Origin of the sequence: Chromobacterium violaceum ATCC 12472 (assembly GCF_000007705.1) — a bacterium.
Classification (GTDB): Bacteria; Pseudomonadota; Gammaproteobacteria; order Burkholderiales; family Chromobacteriaceae; genus Chromobacterium; species Chromobacterium violaceum.
This window is the reverse complement of sequence record NC_005085.1, coordinates 142,953-164,339: the sequence shown is the minus strand read 5'-3', so window position 1 is coordinate 164,339 and position 21,387 is coordinate 142,953. Positions and strand designations below refer to the sequence as shown.

The window sequence follows — 21,387 nt, the reverse complement described above, 5'->3', positions numbered from 1 at the left end:
CATGACAGGGGATTTTTTCGATGCGGACGGCGCGCTCAGCCGTTGGCCTTGCGGTACAGCTGGATCAGCCTGCGGGTGGAGCTGTCGTGCTCGGCCTGCTCCAGCTTGCCGGTCAGCTCGGCGTGGATGGTCTTGGCCAGCTGCTTGCCCAGCTCCACGCCCCACTGGTCGAAGCTGTTGATGTGCCAGATCACGCCCTGGACGAAGATCTTGTGCTCGTACAGCGCGATCAGCGAGCCCAGGTTGCGCGGGTCCAGCCGGCTCATCAGCAGGGTGTTGGTCGGGCGGTTGCCGCCGAACACCTTGTGCGGCACCAGCGCTTCCATCTCCTCGCCCGACAGGCCCTGTTCGGCCAGCTCGGCGCGCACCTCGTCGGCGGTCTTGCCGCGCATGAAGGCCTCGGCCTGGGCGAACACGTTGGCCAGCAGGATCTCGTGGTGGCCGGGCAGGCTGGCGCGGTTGCCCAGCGAGGCGATCAGGTCGATCGGCGAGATGTGGGTGCCCTGGTGCAACAGCTGGAAGAAGGCGTGCTGGCCGTTGATGCCGGTCTCGCCCCAGATGATGGGCGCGGTCTCGAAATCCACCGGCTGGCCGGACAGCGTCACCTGCTTGCCGTTGGACTCCATGTCCAGCTGCTGGATGAAGGCCGGCAGCCGGTGCAGGTATTGGTCGTACGGCGCGATCACGTGGCTGCCGCCGCCGTAGTAGTTGATGTACCACACGCCTATCATCGCCAGCAGCACCGGCATGTTCTGCTCGAACGGCGCGTTCATGAAGTGCTGGTCCATGATGTGGGCGCCGTTGAGCAGCTCGGTGAAGTTCTCCTCGCCCAGGTAGAGCATGATGGGCAGGCCGATCGCCGACCACAGGCTGTAGCGGCCGCCGACCCAGTTCCAGAATTCGAACATATTGGCCGGGTCGATGCCGAACTCGGCCACCGCCTTCTGGTTGGTGGACACGGCGACGAAGTGCTTGGCCACCGCGCCCTCGTCGCGGGCGTGCGACAGGAACCACTCGCGCGCGGTGAGCGCGTTGGTCAGCGTTTCCTGGGTGGTGAAGGTCTTGGATTCCACCACGAACAGCGTGGTCTCCGGATGCACCTTCTTCAGCGTTTCCTTCAGCTGGGCGCCGTCGACGTTGGAGACGAAGTGCATGTTCAGCCGCGGGTGGCCGAAGGGCTTCAGCGCGGAACAGACCATCAGCGGGCCCAGGTCGGAGCCGCCGATGCCGATGTTGACGATGTCGGTGATCGGCTGGTTGGTGAAGCCCAGCCAGTCGCCGGAGCGCACCGCGTGGGCGAACTTGCCCATCCGCTCCAGCACCGAGTTCACCTTGGGCATCACGTCCTCGCCGTCGACGCGGATCGGCGAGTTGGTGCGGTTGCGCAGCGCCACGTGCAGCACCGCGCGGTTCTCGGTGCGGTTGATCTTCTCGCCCTTGAACATCGCCTTGATGCGCGCGGGCAGGCCGGCTTCGCGCGCCAGCTCCATCAGGCCCAGCAGGGTGGCGTCGGTGATGCGGTTCTTGGAATAGTCGAGGAACAGTCCGCCCACTTCCAGCGAGTAGCGCTCGGCGCGGCCCGGATCGGCCGCGAACAGGTCGCGCATGTGCAGGTGCTTGGCCTCGGCGAAGTGGTCCCAAAGGGCCTGCCAGGCCGGCAGTTCGGTCAGTTCACTCATGATGTTTCGTCCTATTCCGGTTGCTTGTTGTCCAGCCTGCGGTTCTTCAGGCTGTGTTTGGTCTTTTCCAGCTGGCGGATCAGGCCCGGGCCGCGGCGCAGGGCCACGCTGACCGTCAGGATGTCGATCTGAACCAGGTGCACGATGCGCGAGATCATCGGGCTGTAGGTTTCGTTGTCTTCCAGCGTGTCGGCGATCAGCGACACGGTGGCGCGGCGCGCCAGCGGCGAGCCGCTGGTGGTCAGCGCGATCACCTTGGCGCCGGAGGCCAGCGCCACGTCCACCGCGTCCAGGAGCTCCATGGTGCGGCCGGAGCTGGAGATGGCCACCAGCACATCGTCCGGCCCCAGCACCGACGCCGCCATCATCTGGATGTGGGTGTCGGAGTAGGCGACGGTGGGAATGCCGAAGCGGAAGAACTTGTGCTGGGCGTCGGCGGCGATGATGCCGGAGTTGCCCAGGCCGTAGAACTCGATGCGGTTGGCGTCGGTCAGCAGCCGCACCGCGGCCTCTATCGCCTGCGGGTTGACGTCGTTGCGGCACTTCAGCAGCGCCGACACGGTGTTGTCGAACACCTTGGCCACGATTTCCGAGGTCGGGTCTTCCGGGCGCACGCTGGAGTGGACGTAGGGCACGCCGGTTACCAGGCTGCCGGCCAGCTTCAGCTTGAAGTCGGGCAGGCCGGAGCAGCCGACGGTGCGGCAGAAGCGGATCACGGTGGGCTGGCTGACGCCGGCGTTCCTGGCGATCTCGGCGACGGCGGCCTGGATCACGGTGTACGGCTGCTCCAGCACCAGATCGGCCACCTTGCGTTCGGCCGAGGACAGCTGTTCCAGCTGGCCGCGAATGCGATCAAGCATGCATGTCTCCTGCTGTGCCGCCGCGAGGATGGGTGGGCGCTGCCACCGGGGCCGGGTCGCTGCGCGGCGCCAGGTGGTCCGCCAGATGGGCGGCCACGCCCGGCAGGGCCGGGTAGGCGCTGGTGATCAGGTAAACCGGGATGTCGGCCAGATAGGCCGACATCCGCCCCTTGTCCTCGAAACGGCGGCGAAATGGGGATTGTTCAAAAAAACCGCTCAAACGCGGCACAATACCACCACCTATGTACACCCCGCCACGGGCACCGAGGGTCAAGGCCAGATTCCCGGCCGCCGAACCCAGCAGCGCGCAGAAGATTTCCAGTGCTTCGCGGCAGCGCGCGTCGGCGCCGGACAGGCCGCGGGCGCTGACTTCGGCCGGCGCCAGGCCGGCCTCTTCCGCCCCGTCCAGCGCGCACAGCGCCCGGTGCAGCAGGCTGAGGCCGGAGCCGGACAGCAGCCGCTCGTGCGACACGTGGCCGAAGCGGGCGGACGCGTAGCGCCAGATGCCGATTTCGCGTTCGTTGGCCGGCGCGAACGAGGTGTGGCCGCCCTCGCCGGCCAGCGCGCGCCAGCCGCCGGCGTGCGGCACCAGCGCCGACACGCCCAGCCCGGTGCCGGGGCCGATCAGCGCCAGCGGCGCGTCCGGCCGCGGCGCGCCGCCGCCCACCTGGGCCAGCTCCCGGCGCGGCAGCCTGGGCAGGGCCAGCGCCAGCGCGGTGAAGTCGTTGAGCAGCAGCAGCGTGGAGAGGCCCAGCGCGCGGCGCGTCGCTTCGATGGAAAACGACCAATGGCAATTGGTCATCCGCACCAGGTCGCCGTTCAGCGGATTGGCGATGCCGATGGCGGCGTGGGCGACGCGGCGCGCGCCGACCTGGGCCAGGTAGTCGCGCAGCGCGTCCTCCAGCGTCGGGTAGCGCTCATTGGACAGCGTCAGGATGTCTTCAATCACCCCGGGCGCGGTTTCCAGCGCGAAGCGCGCGTTGCTGCCGCCGACGTCGCCGAGCAGCCGCGGCCAGGCTTCAGGCAGACCAGTAGACATCGATCGGCACCTTGTCCTGGGCCAGGAAATGGCTGATGGGCAGCGCGTCGTCGGGGCCGCGGGCGGCGGCTTCCAGCACTTCGCGCTTCTTCGCGCCCTGGATGGACAGGATCAGGCAGCCGGCTTGCAGCAGCGCGGCGCGGCTCAGCGACACGCGGCGGTGCGGCGCGGTCTGCGGCGTCACCGCCAGGAAGGGCGCCGGGTTGGCGAGGTCCAGGCCGGCGGCCAGCTCCGGCGCGCCGGGGAACAGCGAGGCGGTGTGGCCGTCCTCGCCCATGCCCAGGATGGCGACGTCCGGCGCGATGAAGTCGCGGTTGTCGGCCGCCACCTCGGCGTCGATGTTGGCGACGGCGCGCACCAGCGGCAGGAAGCGCGCGGCCGTGGCGCGGTTCTGCAGCAGGTGCGCGCGCACCAGCGCGGCGTTGCTGTCGGCGTGGTCGGGGGCGACGAAGCGCTCGTCCACCAGGCTGACGGTGACGCGCGCCCAGTCTATCGCCATCTCGGACAAGAGCTTGAACAGCGGTATCGGCGACTTGCCGCCGGACACCGCCAGCGCGGCCTGGCCGCGGCTTTCGATTGCGGCGGACAGGCGGGCGGCGACGCTGTTGGCCAGCGCGTCGGTTTGCTGCGCGGCGTCGGGGAATTCCAACCAGTTCATTCGCTTACCTCGGTTGCTTCTTGCGGGGGCGGAAAACGGCTTTACGGGCCTTCCACCCCAATGGTGTTTTCGTAAGGCGGAAGCCCGCGGAGCGGGCGTTCCGCCATGTTCGTCGATGGGCGTGAAAAAGGCGGAACCCCCCGAAGGGGCCTCCGCCCTACCTTAACACTCCTCGTGCCAGCTGATGCCGTCGCGCGACAGCAGCGCGCTGGACGCGGCCGGGCCCCAGCTGCCGGCGGTGTATTGCTTGGGCGGGTTGTTGGTGCTGGCGGCCCAGGTGTCCATGATGGGCTCGACCCAGCGCCAGGCCTCGATCAGCTCGTCGCGGCGCATGAACAGCGCCAGCTTGCCGCGGATCACGTCCAAGAGCAGGCGCTCGTAGGCGTCGGCGCGGCGCACCTTGAACGCCTTGTAGAAGTCCAGGTCCAGGTAGGCCGGCTGCAGGCGCATGGTGTCGCCCGGCTCCTTGGCCAGGAAGTACAGGCGGATGCTTTCCTCGGGCTGCAGGCGGATCACCAGCCGGTTGGCGTGGTGGCTGCCGCCCAGCGGGCCGGTGAACACCTGGTGCGGCACATCGCGGAAGTTGATGACGATCTCGGCCAGGCGTTCCTGCATCCGCTTGCCGGTGCGCAGGAAGAAGGGCACGCCGGCCCAGCGCCAGTTGTCGATCTCGGCCTTGATGGCGACGAAGGTCTCGGTCTGGCTGCCGGCGGGAATGCCGGCCTCGTCCTGGTAGCCGACCACCGGCTGGCCGCCGCTGGCGCCGGCCTTGTACTGGCCGCGCACGGTCTTGGCGGCGACATCGTGCTCGGTGAACGGGCGCAGCGCCTTCAGCACCTTCAGCTTCTCGTCGCGGACGGCGTCGGCTTCCAGGTTGGCCGGCGGCTCCATCGCCACGATGCACAGCAGCTGCAGCAGGTGGTTCTGCACCATGTCCCTGAGCGCGCCGGTGCCGTCGTAGAAATCGCCGCGGCTGCCGACGCCCAGTTCTTCCGAAATGGTGATCTGCACGTCGTGTATCCATTCGCGGCGCCACAGCGGCTCGAACAGCGCGTTGGCGAAGCGGATGGCCATCAGGTTCTGCACCGACTCCTTGCCCAGGTAGTGGTCGATCCGGTACAGCTGCTCTTCCTTGAAGAAGCGGGCGACGTCGTCGTTGATCTCGTTGGACGAGTCGAGGTCGGTGCCCAGCGGCTTTTCCAGCACCACCCGCACATTGGGGCGGTTCAGGCCGACCGCGGCCAGGTTTTCGCAGATGCCGGCGAACAGATTGGGCGCGGTGGCAAGGTAGCACACCACCACCTTGCCGGCGTCGTCGCCGACCTTCTCGGCCAGCGCCGGGTAGTCGGCGGCCTGGGAGGCGTCGACGCGCAGGTAGTCGATGCGGCTACAGAAGCTCTGCCAGGCGGCATCGTCGAAGTGGGACTTGATATGGATGCGGGACTGCTTTTCGACGGAAGCCAGGTAGTCGTCGCGGCTCAGGTCCTTGCGGCCCAGCGCCAGGATGCGGCCCTGTTCGTTGAGCAGGCCGGCGTTATGCGCCTGGTACAATGAAGGCAGCAGCTTGCGCATCACCAGGTCGCCGGCGCCGCCGAACAGCACCATGTCGAAGGCCGGGGTAGGGGTAGAACGAGTCTCCATCCTGATCTTCCATCTCGTTAAGTGTATTAGATGTAGTTATATTACCATTCGCCATCGTGCTGTCTACGTCGGTACAGACGATGTGGCCGCTTTTGCAACACCATTTGTCTTTGCTCAAGAATCGGCTATTTCCGCTGGAAATCCTTGAGAAGAAATAGGATAGTCGCCTTGGGCCGCCGCCGGCGGCACGTAGCGAACCTTGCATTTTGAGTGTAGTAAAACTACTATCAGTTTCAAATCCAATCACGGAACGTCACCATGGCTTTGCATCCCACCCTGTCCGCCGTCACCGACCGCATCATCGCGCGCAGCCGCGCGCGCCGCGACGCCTACCTGGCCCGTGTGCGCGCCGCCGCCCAGCAGGGCCGGGTGGAACGCGCCCAGCTGTCCTGCACCAACCTCGCCCACGCCTTCGCGGCGATGCCCGATAGCGTCAAGATCCACCTGAAGGAAGAGCACCGCGCCAACCTGGCCATCGTCTCTTCCTACAACGACATGCTGTCGGCCCACCAGCCGCTGGCCGCCTTTCCGGCCTGGCTGAAGGAGGCCGCGCTGTCCGCCGGCGCCACCGCCCAGTTCGCCGGCGGCGTGCCGGCGATGTGCGACGGCGTGACGCAAGGCCAGCCGGGCATGGAGCTGTCGCTGTTCAGCCGCGACGTGATCGCGATGAGCACCGCGGTGGCCTTGTCGCACCAGATGTTCGACGCCGCGCTCTACCTGGGCGTGTGCGACAAGATCGTGCCGGGCCTGATGATAGGCGCCCTCACCTTCGGCCACCTGCCGGCGGTGTTCGTTCCCGCTGGTCCGATGACCACCGGCATCGCCAACGACGAGAAGGCCAAGGTGCGCCAGCTGTACGCCGAAGGCAAGGTCGGCCGCGACGCGCTGCTGGAGTCAGAATGCCAGTCCTACCACGGCCCCGGCACCTGTACCTTCTACGGCACCGCCAACTCCAACCAGATGCTGATGGAGATCATGGGTCTGCACCTGCCGGGCGCCGCCTTCGTCAACCCGAACACCCCGCTGCGCGAGGCGCTGACCCGCGCGGCCGCCATCCAGGGCAAGAAGATCGCCGCCCAGGGCGAGCAGTTCACCCCGGTGGGCGAGATGATAGACGAGAAGTCCATCGTCAACGCCATCGTCGGCCTGCTGGCCACCGGCGGCTCCACCAACCACACCATGCACATCGTGGCCATCGCCCGCGCCGCCGGCATCGACGTCAACTGGGACGATTTCGACCAGCTGTCCGCCGTCATCCCGCTGCTGGTGCGCGCCTACCCCAACGGCAAGGCCGACGTGAACCACTTCCACGCCGCCGGCGGCATGGGTTTCGTGATCCGCGAGCTGCTGTCCGCCGGCCTGCTGCACGAGGACGTGGGCACGGTGATGGGCCGCGGCCTGTCGCGCTACACCCAGGAGCCGTGGCTGGACAACGGCGAACTGAAGTGGCGCGACGCGCCGGCGGTCAGTGGCGACGACAGCGTGCTGCGCCCGGCGTCCAACCCGTTCTCCGCTGACGGCGGCCTGAAGCTGATGGCCGGCAATATCGGCCGCGCGGTGATCAAGGTGTCGGCGGTGAAGCCGGAACACCGGGTGGTGGAAGCGCCGGCGGTGGTGTTCCACGACCAGAACGACATGCTGGCCGCCTTCAAGCGCGGCGAGCTGGAAAAGGACTTCGTCGCGGTGATCCGCTTCCAGGGCCCGCGCGCCAACGGCATGCCGGAACTGCACAAGCTGACCCCGGCGCTGACCATTCTGCAGGAGCGCGGCTTCAAGGTGGCGCTGGTCACCGACGGCCGCATGTCCGGCGCGTCCGGCAAGGTGCCGGCCGCCATCCACGTGTCGCCGGAAGCGCTGTCCGGCGGCGCCATCGGCAAGGTCCGCGACGGCGACCTGATCCGCGTCGACGCCGAAACCGGCGAGCTGTCCGCGCTGGTGAGCCAGGCCGAGTGGGATGCGCGCGAACAGGCCCAGGCCGACCTGTCGCACAACGATTACGGCATGGGCCGCGAGCTGTTCGCGGTGTTCCGCCACGGTGCCGACGAGGCCGAGGCTGGCGCGATGAGCTTCCGCCACCCGGCCTGGAACTGAGCGCGGCTCGCATAATTCAGCAAGGCGGCGCGGACTGAGCGCCGCCCGCCAACAGGAGATAGAAATGGATGCATTGTCTGTACTGCGCCAGGGCCCGGTGGTTCCGGTGATCATCGTCAACGACGCCGCGGTGGCGGTGGACCTGGCCCGCGCGCTGGTGGACGGCGGCATCAAGGTGCTGGAAGTGACGCTGCGCACCAAGGCCGCGCTGGCGGCGATGCGCCGCATGCGCGACGAAGTGCCGGAAGCCATCGTCGGCGCCGGCACGCTGCGCAACCGCGCCCAACTGGAGGCGGCGGTGGACGCCGGCGCCCAGTTCGGCATCAGCCCCGGCTTCTCCGGCGAGCTGGCCTCGGCGGCGCGCGCGTCCAACCTGACGCTGATCCCCGGCATCGCCACCCCGTCGGAGGCGATGTGGGCGCAGGACGAGGGCTTCAACACCCTGAAGCTGTTCCCGGCCGAGGCGGTGGGCGGCGTCAAGCTCTTGAAGTCGCTGGCCAGCCCCTTCCCGGACCTGCGCTTCTGCCCGACCGGCGGCATCGACATCAAGAAGGCGCCGGAATACCTGGCGCTGCCCAATGTGCTGGCCGTCGGCGGCAGCTGGCTGACGCCGGACGACGCCATCGCCGCGCGCGACTGGGGCCGCATCACCGCGCTGGCCCGCGAGGCCTGCCAGCTGAGCGCCGGCTGAGCGTCCCGTTGCCGCTTCATCGATGCCGCCCATGGGCGGCATTTTTCATGGCCGCGCGAGGGTCAGGCGCCGCTGACCACACCTCGCGGCGGACCCGATCCCAGGCGCGCCGGCGCAGGCGGGGCCCGCCGTACGGCAGGGAGGCGCGACGCAGGATCAGCAGTTCGCCTAGCGGCTTTCAGGGCGCGAACACCCGCTCGGCCATGTGGTCGATGAAGGCGCGCAGCCTGGGCGGCATCGCCGGCATCGCCGGCCACAGCAGATACATATTCCCGCTGCGCGCCACCTGGGGCGCATCCAGCAGCGCCAGCGCGCCGGCGGCCAGCTCGCGGCGGACGGAGAAATCCGGCAGGCAGACGATGCCCATGCCGCGCGCCGCCAGCTCGATCAGCGCTTCGCCGGTATTGCAGCTGGCGCTGACCGGCGGCGACGCGTCTTCCCCTTCCGCGCCCACCAGCGGCCACGGCAGCAGCTTGCCGCTGTGCGGCAGCCGGTAGTGCAGGCAGCGGTGGCGTTGCAGATCGCGCGCCGTTTGCGGTCTGCCGTATTCGGCCAGATAGCCGGGCGAGGCCAGCAGGCGCATGCGGTAGCTGCCCAAGCGCCGCGCGGCCAGCCGGGAGTCGCCGGGCTCGCCGCCGCGCACCACCACGTCGAAACCCTCGCCTATCACGTCCACCAGCCTGTCGCTGTAGTCCAGGTCCAGCGCCACTTGCGGGTAGCGGCGCATGAAGTCGGCCAGATGGGGCGTCAGCAGGCCGCTCTCGTGCGGCACCCCCACCTTCAGCCGCCCGCTGGGCGCGGCCAGGCCCTGTTGCAGCTCGCGCTCGGCCGCTTCCGCCTCTTCCAGGATGCGCAGGCAGCGCGCCAGGTATTGCTGGCCCTCGGCGGTCAGCGCCAGCCGCCGCGTGCTGCGGTGGACCAGCCGCGCGCCCAGCCGCTGTTCCAGCCGCGCCAGCCCCTTGCCCACCGCCGACGCCGACAGGCCCAGCTGCCGCCCGGCGGCCACCAGGCTGCCCTGGCGCGCGATCTGGGCGAACAGCTCGATTCCGCTCATTCTGTCCATGATTTTCTCTGGATTACGGAAAATTATTCCGTTATGAGCGGCATGCTAACCCATTTATCCGTCATGGACGCGCTTTTAGCATGGGGGCCTGACATCACGAGGAGCTTTGCCGTGCCGATGACAAAAATCCGTTCCGGAGGCTCCGGCGCGCCGCCGCTGCCCGCCGCCATCTACCTGCTCAGCCTGTGCATTTTCGCGATGGCCACCTCGGAATTCATGGTGGCCGGCATGATGCCGTCGCTGGCGGCGGCTTTCCACGCGTCGCTGGCCGATGTCGGCAATCTGGTATCCGCCTTCGCCGCCAGCGTGGTCGTCGGCGGGCCCTTGCTGACCTGGCGGCTGCGTGCGGTCCGGCGCAAGCCGGCGCTGTTGGGCCTGCTGGCGGTGTTCCTGATCGGCCAGCTGATCGGCGCGATGGCCGACGGCTATCCGCAGATGCTGGCCTCGCGCATCGTCTGCGGCATCGCGCAATCGGCCTTCTTCGGCGTGGCGCTGGCCCTGGCCGGCGAGCTGGTGGGCATGGACCGCATCGCCCGCGCCGCCGGCCTGGTGCTGAACGGCCTGATGTTGGCTTCGGTGGCCGGCCTGCCGATGGCGACGCTGCTGGACCGGCACTGGGGCTGGCGGCCGGCGTTCTGGCTGGTGGCGGCGCTGGTGGGGCTGGCGATGCTGGGCATCGCCGCCGCGGTCCCGGCCGGGGCAAGGCCCGTCCGCCAGGATGCCGGCGCGGAGTGGCGCGCGCTGCGGCGGCCATCGCTGTGGCTGGCTTATCTGAGCAGCGGTTTGATCATAGGGGCGGTGTTCGCCGTCTTCACTTATCTCGCGCCGCTGTTCCTGCGCGTCAGCGGTTTTTCCCCGGCCATGGTGCCGCTGCTGTTCGGCGTCTATGGCGCGGCCACCGTGCTTGGCAACCTGGTGACCGGCCGCCTGGCCGACCGCCATACCCGGCGGGTGCTGCAGGGCGGCATCCTGACGCTGCTGCTGGCGATGACGGCCTTGGCGCTGGGCGCGCAATGGCAGGCGCTGACGCTGGCGGCGGTGTGCCTGCTGGGGCTGGCCGGCCTGCCGATGAATCCGGCGATGGTGGCGCGGGTGGTGCGCGCCGGCGGCAGCGGGCCGATGGTGAACAGCCTGCACATGGCGGTGGTGAACCTGGGACTGATGTTCGGCGCCTGGGCCGGCGGGCTGTGCCTGGACGCCGGCTGGGGCCTGCGCGCGCCCTTGTGGCTGGGCGCGGGGTTGGCCTTGCTGGCTTGGCTCAGTTTGAGCTTGGATAGGCGCGGCGACAGCTGGCAAGCCAAGGCTCGTCCGGCGGATGTGTCGGTTTGATTGAGACTTAGGTTATGGCTACACAGTGAACGGCGGATCACCCCGTGAACGGGGCATCCGCCCTACGCGAAATCTTCAGCCGTAGGGCGGAATCCCGGCCAAGCCGGGAGTTCCGCCAAACCACGCCCATCCTGGCAATATCCGGGGTACGCAGTTTAAAACTTATCATTCAAAACCATGCTCGGATAATTTTATTTTTACAGTTGTCTTTTGTATCTCACTATTAACTGTTGGTAACTTAGCCGAAATTTGATATTGGGTTGAATTTGTATGTAAAACCCAAAACTCTTCATTTGATATTTTTCGAGTGGTGATTGCGCCTGAGCTAAACTTGCTCAATGCTTTCGCAAAGCCTCCTTGAACCCCTTGACTATAGGCACTTGCAATTAAATTGTTAATTGACTCATCAAAATTATCTCCTGAAACCATGGCAGTCTTAATCTTTTCAATCAAATCCTCCATTCTCTCAGTAGGAGTCTCGCCTTCCGTTAAAATATCTGTCTCTTCTTCTATTCGAGAAATCCATTTATTCATAGACTCAGATCTTGCTTCTTTTTTTATTTGATTGATTGATTTTTTGTATTCCATGACCTCTCCTGTACCAATTGAATACTAACGTTTGAGTTAAACGGCTTACGACAGAGTGGAAAAACAGGGCAAAAATGAAATAACACACGGCGCAGGCATGCCGGATAACGTCCGGTTAGACAATGAGGACCGTAGGTTGGGCTGAATAAAATGAAGCCCAACCTACGGTCCTAAATCGGCATCTTAATCTACGACCCTTTGCGTTCCTAATGATTTTAATATTAGCTGCTTGTATTTAGTGCAACTATTGCAACAATAAAACTTCCAAGTGAGACCAATAGCGCAAGGAGTGCTATTACTCCTGGGTTTTTGTTGAGCCATATTGTGATCTTTTGAAGGCGGCTGCGACTAACTGCCTCATAGCCAGCTTTGGTTAGAAAGAATTCGTAGCCATTCGGGGGAAATTTTATTAAGCCTTTTATTTCAAGTTCTTTTGCCCAGTCAATTACGTGCGAGTTGGCAAGATTGCCATCAATAGAATATAGCCAGCTCGGGAGGTCTTTTACACTGTAAGTAGTAAAAAAATGGTCATTCGTCAATGTTGCGAATTCCATATCCAAAACGCTTAGTATATTTGTCCGATAGCCATTTAAGAAATTTCTGTTCGTTTTTTGGATCTCGCATGGGCAATCCCTTTGCGTGCAGCTTTTTTGCCGCCCGATACACTCAGGACCGTGGACTGGGCTGAATAAAATGAAGTTCAACACTCTCTAATGTTTGAATTCAGCGACTCGCTTTAGCGCGTCCGATACAATGAATTGTTATATTTTCAATCACGCAGCTCATATAAAATATTGCCATTAACATCTTTAAGTAAATAAATATTTTTCTCTTTCACAACAGTGCCAATAAATTTAGCAGGCTTATCTAGCGAATATATTTCGACCCCATCCACCCTAAAGTTCACACTACCTGTCGGATAGAAAAACTCTCCATCAAAATGACCAATATGCGTATTTGGCTGTTTGAATACTTGCAAATGAGTATTGCTGTTAAACATTTAGTTATTTCCAATATTCACTCTGCACGGTAAACGTTGGGCTTCGCAAACCCAGCCCAACCTACGGCCCTAATACGCTCCACCGAAGACAGCAGCGACGGCGAAAAATGTGCCAGCCACGGCGGCACAGTCCTACTATGAAATACGCCCGCTTTTTAGCGCCGGCAAGTCCACCGAACTGTGCTTTCCGTCTTTGCTGGTAATTTGAACGACACCATTTGAATTTACGTCTAAACGATGTCCAGATGCTAACTTAACGCTCGCGCTTGGCGTCAATGAATTGATAGCCGTAACATCTGACGCTTTAACGATTATTGTGTACACAAACCCAGTTTCCGACTCTGTGTATTTGTAAGTTGGCATACATGCGCTCCAAGCGTCGATGGAGAAATTGCTCTAACTTGTAATTAGCCACCCAAAACGCTGGGTGCAAACCACCAGATTGTGGCGCATACAAATTATGCCGTCAAAATTTTAATATTAAAATCATGACCATGACAGCCTGCACGATTCTTGCAAGGACCTAAAGTTGGACGAAACACACCGCTTGCCTGGAGTGATGCCGGCGTATCCCAGATAACGGATTGATGTTTTGCGAGTTGGCCGCATTGCGCAGGCGCGCCCATGAAGCCCCGTAGCGCGGGTTGGCGCAAGCCATACCCGCGATACACCCATAGACCTCCCAGCGCTACAGCTGACGCAGCACCGGCAGCTCGCCCGGCCTGCCCAGGTAATAGCCCTGGTACAGTTCCACGCCGAGCGCGCGCATCGCCTCCAGCTGCTCGGCGGTTTCTATTCCTTCCACCAGCATGCGGCTGCCGATCTGCCAGCCGAACTCCAGCAGCGCCGGCAGCCTTTGCGTCTGGCCGGCCATGTAGTCCAGCAGCAGGCTGCGGTCGATCTTGATGATGTCCGGGCAGAGTTCGCCCATCTTGTCGCGGCGGGCGGGCAGCGCGCCGAAATCGTCCACCGCCAGGCCGAAGCCCATGTCCGCGGCGTGGCGCATGCCCTGCAGCAGCGGCTGGCCATGGTGCTCCACGTCGAATTCCGGCAGCTCGAAGATCACCCCGCCGCTGTCCAGCTCCACGCTCTGCAGCATGCTGTTCAGCAGCGGCAGGTGGGTGCGGCCGCTCTGGTCTTCCTGCACAGTGGCGGGCATCAGGTTCAGGCACAGGCAGCCGCCCTGGCCGCTCTGGGCGAAGTTGCGCACGTGGATCAGCCGCGCCAGGCGGTCGGCTTCCAGCGCCATGCCTGGTGCCAGCGAGGCGAGGAAACGGTCCGGCGGCCGCCATTCGCCGCCCTCGTCCACCACGCGCAGCAGCGCCTCATGGCCGAACAGGCTGCCGCCCTTGTAGAAAATGGGCTGGAACGCGCTCAGGAAGCGGTAGCCGGCCAGGCTGGCGCAGTAGCGGCCGGAAGCGTCGCGGAACAGCATGCTGCCCGCCTGCGCGCCGAGTGTGGGCTGCATGGCGCACCTGCCTTGAAGAAGGGGCGATGCTTCAGCATAGCAAAAACGCGTATGGCGAACGCGCGCGGCTGACAAAAGCTTGCAGCGTCGCCAAGGCCGGGTACGGCGCTTACTCCGCGACGTGCAGCTGGGTGCCGGCTTCTTGCATCACGTGGGCGATGGCCGGCGGCACCGGCTTGTCGGTGAACAGCGCGGCGATCTGGGAAAGCCGGCCCAGCTCCACCAGCGCCGGGCGGTCGAACTTGCTGTGGTCGGCGGCCAGGAACACCTGGCGCGACTGCTGGATGATGGCCTCGGTGGTGCGCACCTCGCGGTAGTCGTAGTCGCGCAGCGTGCCGTCGGATTCGATGCTGGAGACGCCGATGATGCCGTAGTCGACGCGGAACTGGCGGATCATCTGCACCGTCGCCTCGCCGGTCAGGCCGCGGTCGCGCTTCCTGAGCGAGCCGCCCAGCACGATCACCTCGCAGTCCGGGTAGTCGCACATCTGCTCGGCCACGTGCAGATTGTTGGTGATCACCCTCAGGCCGCGGTGGCGGTGCAGCGCCTTGGCCACCTCTTCGGTGGTGGTGCCCAGGTTGATGAACAGCGAGGCGTTGTCCGGGATGTGGCGGGCGACGCAGGCGGCGATGCGGCGCTTTTCCTCTATGCACAGCACCTGGCGGGCCTGGTAGGCGACGTTCTCCACGCTGGACAGCACGCTGGCGCCGCCGTGGTAGCGCTGCAGCAGCTGGTGTTCGGCCAGCAGCGCGATGTCGCGGCGTATGGTCTGGCGGGTGACGGAGAAATGGTCGGCCAGCTTTTCCACGCTGACGTAGCTCTCGCGCTTGACCATATCCAGCAGTTCTTGTTGGCGTTGATTCAGAATCAGCATTCTTGTTGTTTCTCCGCTTGTTGCGGCTGATTGTAAGCGATTTGCGTCCGCGTCCGTCAACGCCCGCGCCGTCAGGCCGGCAGCTGCGCCAGCGCGGCGTCGGCGATGGCGAGGCAGCTGGTCAGGCCGGGCGATTCGATGCCGAACAGGTTGACCAGCCCCGGCGCGCCGTGGACTGCCGGTCCCTGGATGACGAAGTCGGCGTCCGGCTGGCCGGGGCCGGCGATCTTGGCGCGGATGCCGGCGTAGCCGGGCGCGAGCGCGCCGTCCGGCAGCTGCGGCCACCAGGCGCGCACCGCGCGGTAGAAGGCGTCCGCGCGGGCCGGGTCGACGCGGTAATCGACGCCGTCCACCCATTCCACGTCCGGGCCGAAGCGCGCCTGGCCGGCGAGGTCCAGCGTCAGGTGGCTGCCCAGGCCGCCGGCTTCCGGCAGCGGGTAGACCAGCCGCGAGAACGGCGCGCGGCCCTGCAGCGAGAAATACACGCCGCGCGCGTAGCGGGCCTGCGGGATCGAGTCGGCGCGCAGGCCGGCGATGGCGCGGGCGACATCGGGCGCGAACAGGCCGGCGGCGTTGACCACCCGCTTGGCCAGCAGCGCCATGCCGGCGACGCGCAGCGCGACGCCGTCCGGCGTGACCTCGCCGCCTTCCACCGGCGAGGCCAGCGCCAGCTGCGCGCCGGCGGCCTCGGCGTCGGCGAGCAAGGACAGCATCAGCGCGTGGCTGTCGACGATGCCGGTGGACGGCGACAGCAGCGCGGCGGCGCAGTCCAGCGCCGGCTCCAGCGCGCGCGCCTCGCTGGCCGTCAGCCGCCGGATGTCGGCCACCCCGTTGGCGCGCGCCTGCGCCTCCAGGGCGTCCAGCCTGGCCAGCTGGCTCTCGCGGCTGGCGACGATCAGCTTGCCCAGTCGCCGGTGCGGGATCGCCCGCTCGGCGCAGTAGCGGTACAGCGCGTCGCGCCCGGCCACGCACAGCCTCGCCTTCATGCTGCCGGCGGGGTAATACAGGCCGGCGTGGATCACTTCGCTGTTGCGGCTGGACGCGTGCAGGCCCATCGCCGGCTCCGCCTCGACGATCACCACTTCGCGTCCGGCCTGGGCCTGCGCCCGCGCCACCGCCAGCCCGACCACGCCGGCGCCGATCACCACGCATTCCACCCGCTCCATAGGCCGTCTCCCGCGCCGCTTCAGGCGATGCCGCGCCGCATCGCTACGCGGTTGCGCAGCCCGGCCGCCGCCTCGGCGCGTAGCTGGTCCGCCAGCGCGCTGCCGGCCGGCGGCTCGAATGCCAGAAAGCCGTGGCGGCGGTAGAACGGCGCGTTCCACGGCAGGTGGGCGAAGGTGGTCAGCGTGACGGCGGCGCAAGCGCGCAGCCCGGCCTGGGCCAGCGTGTGCCGCAGCAGCGCGGAGCCGATGCCGCGGCGGGCGTGGCTCGGGTCCACGTCCATCTCGGCCAGGTGCAGCTGGCCGTCCAGCATCTGCGCCAGCGCGAAGCCGATCGGCTGGCCGCCGCTGTCCGCCACCCACAGCAGGCCGGCGTCGCGAGCGTCGCTCAGCATCCCGGCCGGCAGCGTGTGTTCGCTGAGCGCGGAGGGCAGATCCTCGGGGGAGAACAGCCGCGCGGCGCGGCGTTCTATCCGCGCCAGCAGCGGCAGTTCGGCCGCCTCGGGCGGGCGGATCAGGAAACCGTCTTCTATCATGTCATCCTCAGTTGTTCGGCGGCCAGCCGGCCCAGCCGGGCGATGGCCGCCTGTTGCGCCGCGTCCCAGGGCTGGCCGAAATTCAGCCGCAGGCAGTGGCGGAAGCGCGGCTCGGCTGAAAACAGCATGCCCGGCGCGAAGCTGATCGATTCTTTCAGCGCCGCCTCCAGCAGCCGGGCGCTGTCCAGGCCCTCCGGCCCCTCCACCCACAGCAGGAGGCCTCCTTGCGGCCGCCGCAGCCGGGTGCCGGGCGGGAAGGCGGCCAGCACCGCGTCCGCCACCCGCGCCATCTGCTCCGCCAGCCGCGCGCGCAGCCGCTGCGAGATGCGCGCGTAGTCGCCGCTGGCCAACAGGTCGGACAGCGTGCCCAGCAGCAGCGCCGGGCTGACCAGGCTGCTGCTGGCGCGCAGCCGCTCCAGCGCCGCGTGGTGGCGGCCGCCGGACAGCCAGCCCAGCCGGAACGACGGCGCCAGGCTCTTGGTGAACGACGCGCAGTAGATCACGTCGCCGTCGCGGTCCCAGGCTTTCAGCGGCGTCGGCCGGCGCTTGCCGAAGTAAAGCTCGCCGAACACGTCGTCCTCGATCACGGCGATGCCGTGGCGGCGCGCCAGCGCCAGCAGCCGCTTCTTGTTGTCGTCCGGCATCAGCGCGCCGGTGGGGTTCTGGTAATTGGTCACCGTCACCAGGCAACGCACCGGCGGGCCGTACTGCAGCGCGAATTCCAGCGCCTCCAGCGACAGGCCGGCGTCCGGCGTGCACGGAATCTCCAGCGCCTTCAGCCCCAGCGCCGCCAGCGTTTGCAGCAGGCCGAAGTACACCGGCGTCTCCACCGCCACCGTGTCGCCGGGCCGGGTCAGGTGGCGCAGCGCCAGGCTGATGCCCTCGGTGATGCCGTTGCAGAACAGGATCTCGTCCGGCCCCACGTCCAGCTGCCAGCCGGCGGCCATCTGCCGCAGCTGCGCGCACAGGCGCTCGTGCTGGGCGGCCGGCAGGTAGGCGCCGATCAGCTCCGGCTGGCGCAGCAGCGTTTGCTGCAGCCGCCGCGCCAGCTCCGCCGCCGGGTACAGGCTGTGGTGGGCCTCGGCCATGTGCAGCTGCACCGCCACGTCGGACGCCGACAGCGCCACCAGCTGCGACATGCGGCTGTCCACATCCACCAGGGTGGCCGGCGACGGCAGCGCGCGGGCGGGCGCCTGGCCGGCGGCGCGGGCCGGCAGCGCGGCGAAGAAGCCGGCGCGCGGCCGCGCCACCACCCGCTGCTTCTGTTCCAGCCAGCGGTAGGCGGCCAGCGCGGTCAGGCTGTTGACGCCGTGCCGGGCGGCCAGCTGCCGCACCGACGGCAGCTTGCTGCCGGGCGGGAATTCGCCGGCATCCAGGCGGGCCTGCAGCTGTCGGGCGATGTCCTGATATTGCGGCATGGCGCTCAATCGACGATGAACAGCCTGGCGCCGGCCGGCGCGCTGGAGCGGTGCGCCTCGGCCCGGTCCGCCACCTGGTAGCTCATGCCGGGCTTGAGGATGAAGACGCGGCCGTCGTCCAGCTCGGTGCGCAGCTCGCCTTCCAGGCACAGCAGGATGTGGCCTTTCTCGCACCAGTGGTCGGCCAGGTAGCCGGGCGTGTATTCCACCATCCGCACCCGGATGTCGCCGAACTGGCGGGTGCGCCAGTAGGCGCGGCCCTGTTCGCCGGGGTGGGCTTGCGCGGGAATGTCGTCCCAGTCGGTGACGCCGAAGGGGATGCCGGTCAGCTGCATGCGAGGCTCCTGAAGATGGCTGTTATATAGAACAGATTCGATCCAGCATAAACTGTTTGGCCCGTTTGTGGGAGCCCATGCCGCGCCGGCCGTGGCACGCTGGCGGCATTGGTTTTCATCAGGAGAGTCGCCATGTGGCAAACCCTGCGGCGCGACGCCGCCCCTTCCACCCTGCTGGCCGCCGTCCTGGCGCTGCTGGTGGGCTATTCCGGCCCCTTTCTGATCATCGTCCACGCCGCGCAGTCGGCCGGCCTCAGCGAACCGCAGCTGGCGTCCTGGGTATGGGCGGTGTCGATCGGCTCCGGGGTGGCCGGCGCCTGGCTCAGCTGGCGCTGGAAGGCGCCGGTGATCACGGCCTGGAGCACGCCGGGCGCGGCGTTGCTGTTGACCGCGCTGCCCGGCACGCCCTACCCGGAGGCGGTGGGCGCCTTCCTGGCCGCCGCCGCCATCGTCACGCTGGTGGGCGTCAGCGGCATGTTCGACCGGCTGATGCGGCTGTTCCCGCCGGCGCTGGCGGCGGCGCTGTTGGCCGGCATCCTGTTCCGCTTCGTCGGCGACGTGGTGGGCGAGGCGGCGCGCGACCTGGCGCTGGTGCTGCCGATGGCGGCGCTGTTCTTCATCGGCCGGCGCTTTTTCCCGCGCTGGGCGCTGCTGGCGGCCATCGCCGCCGGCGTGGCGCTGAGCCTGGGACAGATCCGCGCGCCGGCCGCCGGCTCCTGGCAGGGCCTGGCCGGCCCGCTGTTCACGATGCCGGCCTGGTCGTGGAGCGCCTGCGTCAACCTGGCGCTGCCGCTGGCGCTGCTGGCGCTGACCAGCCAGTTCCTGCCCGGCATGGCGGTGCTGCGCGCGTCCGGTTACGACTTGCCGGCCCGCTCGCCGGTGACCGTGCTGGGGCTGGCGTCGGTGCTCACCGCGCCGCTGGGCGGCCACGGCGTGACGCTGGCGGCCATCATCGCCGCCATCTGCACCGGGCCGGAATCGCACCCGGATCGGCGCCGCCGCTACGTGGCCGGCCTGTTCTGCGGCCTGCTCTACATCGTCCTGGGCCTGATGGGCGGCGCGCTGGCCGCCTGGGTGTTGCTGCTGCCCAAGGCGCTGGTGGTGGCCGCCGCCGGGCTGGCGCTGTTCGGCACGCTGGCCTCGTCGCTGGGCGCGGCGCTGGCCGACGGCGAACACCGCGAGGCGGCGCTGCTCACCTTCGTGGTGGCGGCCTCCGGCGTCAGCATCGCCGGCCTGGGCGCGCCGCTGTGGGCGATGCTGGCCGGCGGCCTGCTGTGCCGGCTGCTGAGCCCGGTCAAACCCGCGCCGGAAAAGGCCGTGGAGGCGGCCGCGCGCTGAGGCGGCGGCTGGCCGGCGGGGGCCGCGCGTGATAACTTAGGCGGTTGAATCTACCCGCAGCGGCGCCCCCGCCGGCATGCGGCAAAAGGAGAAAACATGTTCGCCCCTTCCGTCTACGCCCAGCGTCGCGCCGGCCTGAGCCAGGCCGGCCTTTCCGGCCTGTTGCTGTTCGTCGGCAACGTCGATTCGCCGATGAACTACCACGACAACACCCTGCCCTTCGTGCAGGATTCCAGCTTCCGCTACTTCTTCGGCCTGAACGAGCCCGGCCTGGCCGGCGTCATCGACGCCGACAACGGCGAGGCGACGCTGTTCGGCAACGACCCGGACGTGGCCGACATTGTCTGGACCGGCCCGCTGCCCTCCCTGGCCGAGCGCGCCGCCCAGGCATCGCTCTCGCGCAGCCGCCCGTACGCCGAACTGGCGCAAGTGGTGGCCGAGGCCCGCGCCGCCGGCCGCCCGGTGCGCTACCTGGCGCCGTACCGCGGCGAGACGCTGATCGAGATGGGCCGCCTGCTGGACGTGCATCCGGCGCAGGTGAAGGCGGGCTTCTGTCCCGAGCTGACCCGCGCGGTGGTGGCGCTGCGCGAGATCAAGGGCGAGGAAGAGATCGCCGAGATGGAAGCCGCGCTGGGCGTCACCCACGCCATGCACATCGCCGCGATGCAGAACGCCAAGCCCGGCGTGGTGGAATACCAGGTGGTGGGCATCATGGAAGGCATCATGCGCCGCCACGACTGGCAGCTGGCCTACCCGTCCATCTTCTCCAAGCGCGGCGAAGTGCTGCACAACCACCACCACGACCACGTGCTGCAGCAGGGCGACCTGGTGCTGAACGACACCGGCTGCGCCAGCGGCGGCGGCTACGCCAGCGACATCACCCGCACCTTCCCGGTGGGCGGCAAGTTCTCCACCCGCCAGCGCGAGCTGTACGACATCGTGCTGGAGATGCAGCTGGCCGCCATCGCCGCGGTCAAGCCGGGCGTCAAATACCAGGACATCCACAAGCTGTCCGCCGCCGTGATGGTGGAGCGCATGGCCGGGCTGGGCTTCTTCCGCGGCGACGTGGACGCCATCGTCGAATCCGGCGCCTACGCCATCGCCTTCCCGCACGGCCTGGGCCACCAGATCGGCATGGACGTGCACGACATGGAAGCGCTGGGCGAAGACCTGGTGGGCTACGGCGACGGCACCGAGCGCAGCCAGCTGTTCGGCCTGGGCTACCTGCGCCTGGGCAAGGCGCTGAAGGCCGGCATGGTGCTGACCGTGGAGCCGGGCGTCTATTTCATCCCGGCGCTGATCGAGGCTTGGGAAAAGGAAGGCCGCCACAGCCAGTACATCAACTACGCCAAGTTCCGCGAATACGCCGACTTCGGCGGCATCCGCATCGAGGACAACGTGCTGGTGACCGCGGACGGCAGCCGCGTGCTGGGCGAGCCGATCCCGAAGACGGTGGAGGAAGTGGAAGCGGTGATGGCGGTGTAAGCCGTCCGGTTCCGCAACCCGAAACGCCCCGCCGCGCGGGGCGTTTTCACATCCGGCGTCCGGATTGACCGGCCGTCCGCGGCGGCGACACAATGACGGCAGTCTATTTCGCGCCGGCCCGCCATGACCCG

At 67.0% G+C, this 21,387-nt stretch carries 20 protein-coding genes; 5 read left to right on the top strand and 15 right to left on the bottom strand.

The window, feature by feature from the left end; genetic code table 11:
* Positions 1-35 precede the first annotated feature (35 nt).
* The 5 genes from pgi to zwf all read right to left on the bottom strand — a co-directional run bounded on the left by pgi (position 36) and on the right by zwf (position 5,877).
* Positions 36-1,679 carry a glucose-6-phosphate isomerase gene (gene pgi / locus CV_RS00665; protein ID WP_011133704.1) on the bottom strand — a complete coding sequence of 548 codons (1,644 nt, stop codon included), beginning with the start codon at positions 1,677-1,679 and terminating at the stop codon, positions 36-38.
* Between the two features lie 11 nt (positions 1,680-1,690).
* Positions 1,691-2,539, bottom strand: a complete 849-nt coding sequence (gene hexR, locus CV_RS00660; protein WP_011133703.1) for a transcriptional regulator HexR — start codon at positions 2,537-2,539, stop codon at positions 1,691-1,693.
* Positions 2,532-3,578 (bottom strand): glucokinase, encoded by a 1,047-nt coding sequence (locus CV_RS00655; RefSeq protein ID WP_043595186.1) that lies wholly within the window; start codon positions 3,576-3,578, stop codon positions 2,532-2,534. Before CV_RS00655 ends, hexR begins: the two co-directional genes overlap by 8 nt.
* On the bottom strand, positions 3,559-4,236 hold the full coding sequence (gene pgl / locus CV_RS00650; RefSeq protein ID WP_043595184.1) for a 6-phosphogluconolactonase: 678 nt from the start codon (positions 4,234-4,236) through the stop codon (positions 3,559-3,561). The genes CV_RS00655 and pgl overlap by 20 nt, the downstream gene beginning before the upstream one ends.
* A gap of 162 nt (positions 4,237-4,398) precedes the next feature.
* Positions 4,399-5,877 (bottom strand): glucose-6-phosphate dehydrogenase, encoded by a 1,479-nt coding sequence (gene zwf / locus CV_RS00645; protein WP_011133700.1) that lies wholly within the window; start codon positions 5,875-5,877, stop codon positions 4,399-4,401.
* A 258-nt stretch (positions 5,878-6,135) separates the two neighbouring features.
* Between zwf and edd the strand changes: the two genes are divergently transcribed.
* Both edd and CV_RS00635 read left to right on the top strand, forming a co-directional pair.
* Entirely contained in the window at positions 6,136-7,968 is a 1,833-nt protein-coding gene (edd, locus tag CV_RS00640) for a phosphogluconate dehydratase (protein ID WP_011133699.1), read from the top strand.
* 64 nt (positions 7,969-8,032) lie between these two features.
* Positions 8,033-8,659, top strand: coding sequence for a bifunctional 4-hydroxy-2-oxoglutarate aldolase/2-dehydro-3-deoxy-phosphogluconate aldolase (locus CV_RS00635; RefSeq protein ID WP_011133698.1), 627 nt, complete (start codon positions 8,033-8,035; stop codon positions 8,657-8,659).
* Between the two features lie 178 nt (positions 8,660-8,837).
* On the opposite strand, the gene CV_RS00630 is transcribed toward CV_RS00635, so the two are convergent.
* Positions 8,838-9,722 carry a LysR family transcriptional regulator gene (locus tag CV_RS00630; RefSeq protein ID WP_011133697.1) on the bottom strand — a complete coding sequence of 295 codons (885 nt, stop codon included), beginning with the start codon at positions 9,720-9,722 and terminating at the stop codon, positions 8,838-8,840.
* A 117-nt stretch (positions 9,723-9,839) separates the two neighbouring features.
* On the opposite strand from CV_RS00630, the gene CV_RS00625 reads away from it, so the two are divergent.
* Entirely contained in the window at positions 9,840-11,051 is a 1,212-nt protein-coding gene (locus CV_RS00625) for an MFS transporter (protein ID WP_227590103.1), read from the top strand.
* Between the two features lie 165 nt (positions 11,052-11,216).
* Here CV_RS00625 and CV_RS23250 read toward each other — a convergent pair whose 3' ends face one another.
* The 9 genes from CV_RS23250 to CV_RS00595 all read right to left on the bottom strand — a co-directional run bounded on the left by CV_RS23250 (position 11,217) and on the right by CV_RS00595 (position 18,433).
* Entirely contained in the window at positions 11,217-11,639 is a 423-nt protein-coding gene (locus CV_RS23250; RefSeq protein WP_011133695.1) for a hypothetical protein, read from the bottom strand.
* A 221-nt stretch (positions 11,640-11,860) separates the two neighbouring features.
* Positions 11,861-12,193, bottom strand: a complete 333-nt coding sequence (locus CV_RS23245) for a hypothetical protein (protein ID WP_147296173.1) — start codon at positions 12,191-12,193, stop codon at positions 11,861-11,863.
* Positions 12,194-12,408: 215 nt separating this feature from the next.
* Complete coding sequence (locus tag CV_RS23240) at positions 12,409-12,639, bottom strand: hypothetical protein (protein WP_147296174.1); 231 nt, start codon at positions 12,637-12,639, stop codon at positions 12,409-12,411.
* Between the two features lie 688 nt (positions 12,640-13,327).
* A complete protein-coding gene (locus tag CV_RS00620; protein WP_011133692.1) occupies positions 13,328-14,107 on the bottom strand; it encodes an EAL domain-containing protein in 780 nt (259 codons plus the stop codon).
* 109 nt (positions 14,108-14,216) lie between these two features.
* Positions 14,217-14,978: a DeoR/GlpR family DNA-binding transcription regulator gene (locus CV_RS00615; RefSeq protein WP_218567061.1), complete on the bottom strand. Its 762-nt coding sequence runs from the start codon at positions 14,976-14,978 to the stop codon at positions 14,217-14,219.
* 74 nt (positions 14,979-15,052) lie between these two features.
* On the bottom strand, positions 15,053-16,147 hold the full coding sequence (locus tag CV_RS00610) for an NAD(P)/FAD-dependent oxidoreductase (RefSeq protein WP_011133690.1): 1,095 nt from the start codon (positions 16,145-16,147) through the stop codon (positions 15,053-15,055).
* Positions 16,148-16,167: 20 nt separating this feature from the next.
* Positions 16,168-16,680 (bottom strand): GNAT family N-acetyltransferase, encoded by a 513-nt coding sequence (locus CV_RS00605; protein ID WP_011133689.1) that lies wholly within the window; start codon positions 16,678-16,680, stop codon positions 16,168-16,170.
* The gene (locus CV_RS00600) at positions 16,677-18,098 is read right to left on the bottom strand and encodes a PLP-dependent aminotransferase family protein (RefSeq protein ID WP_011133688.1); all 1,422 of its coding nucleotides are present in this window, start codon (positions 18,096-18,098) and stop codon (positions 16,677-16,679) included. Before CV_RS00600 ends, CV_RS00605 begins: the two co-directional genes overlap by 4 nt.
* Positions 18,099-18,103: 5 nt before the next feature.
* Positions 18,104-18,433, bottom strand: coding sequence for a DHCW motif cupin fold protein (locus tag CV_RS00595; RefSeq protein WP_011133687.1), 330 nt, complete (start codon positions 18,431-18,433; stop codon positions 18,104-18,106).
* A gap of 132 nt (positions 18,434-18,565) precedes the next feature.
* Here CV_RS00595 and CV_RS00590 point away from each other — a divergent pair, with 132 nt between their 5' ends.
* Positions 18,566-19,771 carry a benzoate/H(+) symporter BenE family transporter gene (locus CV_RS00590; protein WP_011133686.1) on the top strand — a complete coding sequence of 402 codons (1,206 nt, stop codon included), beginning with the start codon at positions 18,566-18,568 and terminating at the stop codon, positions 19,769-19,771.
* A 96-nt stretch (positions 19,772-19,867) separates the two neighbouring features.
* Positions 19,868-21,256, top strand: coding sequence for an aminopeptidase P family protein (locus CV_RS00585; protein ID WP_011133685.1), 1,389 nt, complete (start codon positions 19,868-19,870; stop codon positions 21,254-21,256).
* The last annotated feature ends 131 nt before the right edge of the window (positions 21,257-21,387 follow it).

Excerpts from the sequence above, each read along its gene's own strand:
- pgi (WP_011133704.1), bottom strand. The coding sequence starts at position 1,679 with ATGAGTGAACTGACCGAACTGCCGGCCTGGCAGGCCCTTTGGGACCAC.
- hexR (WP_011133703.1), bottom strand. The coding sequence starts at position 2,539 with ATGCTTGATCGCATTCGCGGCCAGCTGGAACAGCTGTCCTCGGCCGAA.
- CV_RS00655 (WP_043595186.1), bottom strand. The coding sequence starts at position 3,578 with ATGTCTACTGGTCTGCCTGAAGCCTGGCCGCGGCTGCTCGGCGACGTC.
- pgl (WP_043595184.1), bottom strand. The coding sequence starts at position 4,236 with ATGAACTGGTTGGAATTCCCCGACGCCGCGCAGCAAACCGACGCGCTG.
- zwf (WP_011133700.1), bottom strand. The coding sequence starts at position 5,877 with ATGGAGACTCGTTCTACCCCTACCCCGGCCTTCGACATGGTGCTGTTC.
- edd (WP_011133699.1), top strand. The coding sequence starts at position 6,136 with ATGGCTTTGCATCCCACCCTGTCCGCCGTCACCGACCGCATCATCGCG.
- CV_RS00635 (WP_011133698.1), top strand. The coding sequence starts at position 8,033 with ATGGATGCATTGTCTGTACTGCGCCAGGGCCCGGTGGTTCCGGTGATC.
- CV_RS00630 (WP_011133697.1), bottom strand. The coding sequence starts at position 9,722 with ATGGACAGAATGAGCGGAATCGAGCTGTTCGCCCAGATCGCGCGCCAG.
- CV_RS00625 (WP_227590103.1), top strand. The coding sequence starts at position 9,840 with ATGACAAAAATCCGTTCCGGAGGCTCCGGCGCGCCGCCGCTGCCCGCC.
- CV_RS23250 (WP_011133695.1), bottom strand. The coding sequence starts at position 11,639 with ATGGAATACAAAAAATCAATCAATCAAATAAAAAAAGAAGCAAGATCT.
- CV_RS23245 (WP_147296173.1), bottom strand. The coding sequence starts at position 12,193 with ATGGAATTCGCAACATTGACGAATGACCATTTTTTTACTACTTACAGT.
- CV_RS23240 (WP_147296174.1), bottom strand. The coding sequence starts at position 12,639 with ATGTTTAACAGCAATACTCATTTGCAAGTATTCAAACAGCCAAATACG.
- CV_RS00620 (WP_011133692.1), bottom strand. The coding sequence starts at position 14,107 with ATGCAGCCCACACTCGGCGCGCAGGCGGGCAGCATGCTGTTCCGCGAC.
- CV_RS00610 (WP_011133690.1), bottom strand. The coding sequence starts at position 16,147 with ATGGAGCGGGTGGAATGCGTGGTGATCGGCGCCGGCGTGGTCGGGCTG.
- CV_RS00605 (WP_011133689.1), bottom strand. The coding sequence starts at position 16,680 with ATGATAGAAGACGGTTTCCTGATCCGCCCGCCCGAGGCGGCCGAACTG.
- CV_RS00600 (WP_011133688.1), bottom strand. The coding sequence starts at position 18,098 with ATGCCGCAATATCAGGACATCGCCCGACAGCTGCAGGCCCGCCTGGAT.
- CV_RS00595 (WP_011133687.1), bottom strand. The coding sequence starts at position 18,433 with ATGCAGCTGACCGGCATCCCCTTCGGCGTCACCGACTGGGACGACATT.
- CV_RS00590 (WP_011133686.1), top strand. The coding sequence starts at position 18,566 with ATGTGGCAAACCCTGCGGCGCGACGCCGCCCCTTCCACCCTGCTGGCC.
- CV_RS00585 (WP_011133685.1), top strand. The coding sequence starts at position 19,868 with ATGTTCGCCCCTTCCGTCTACGCCCAGCGTCGCGCCGGCCTGAGCCAG.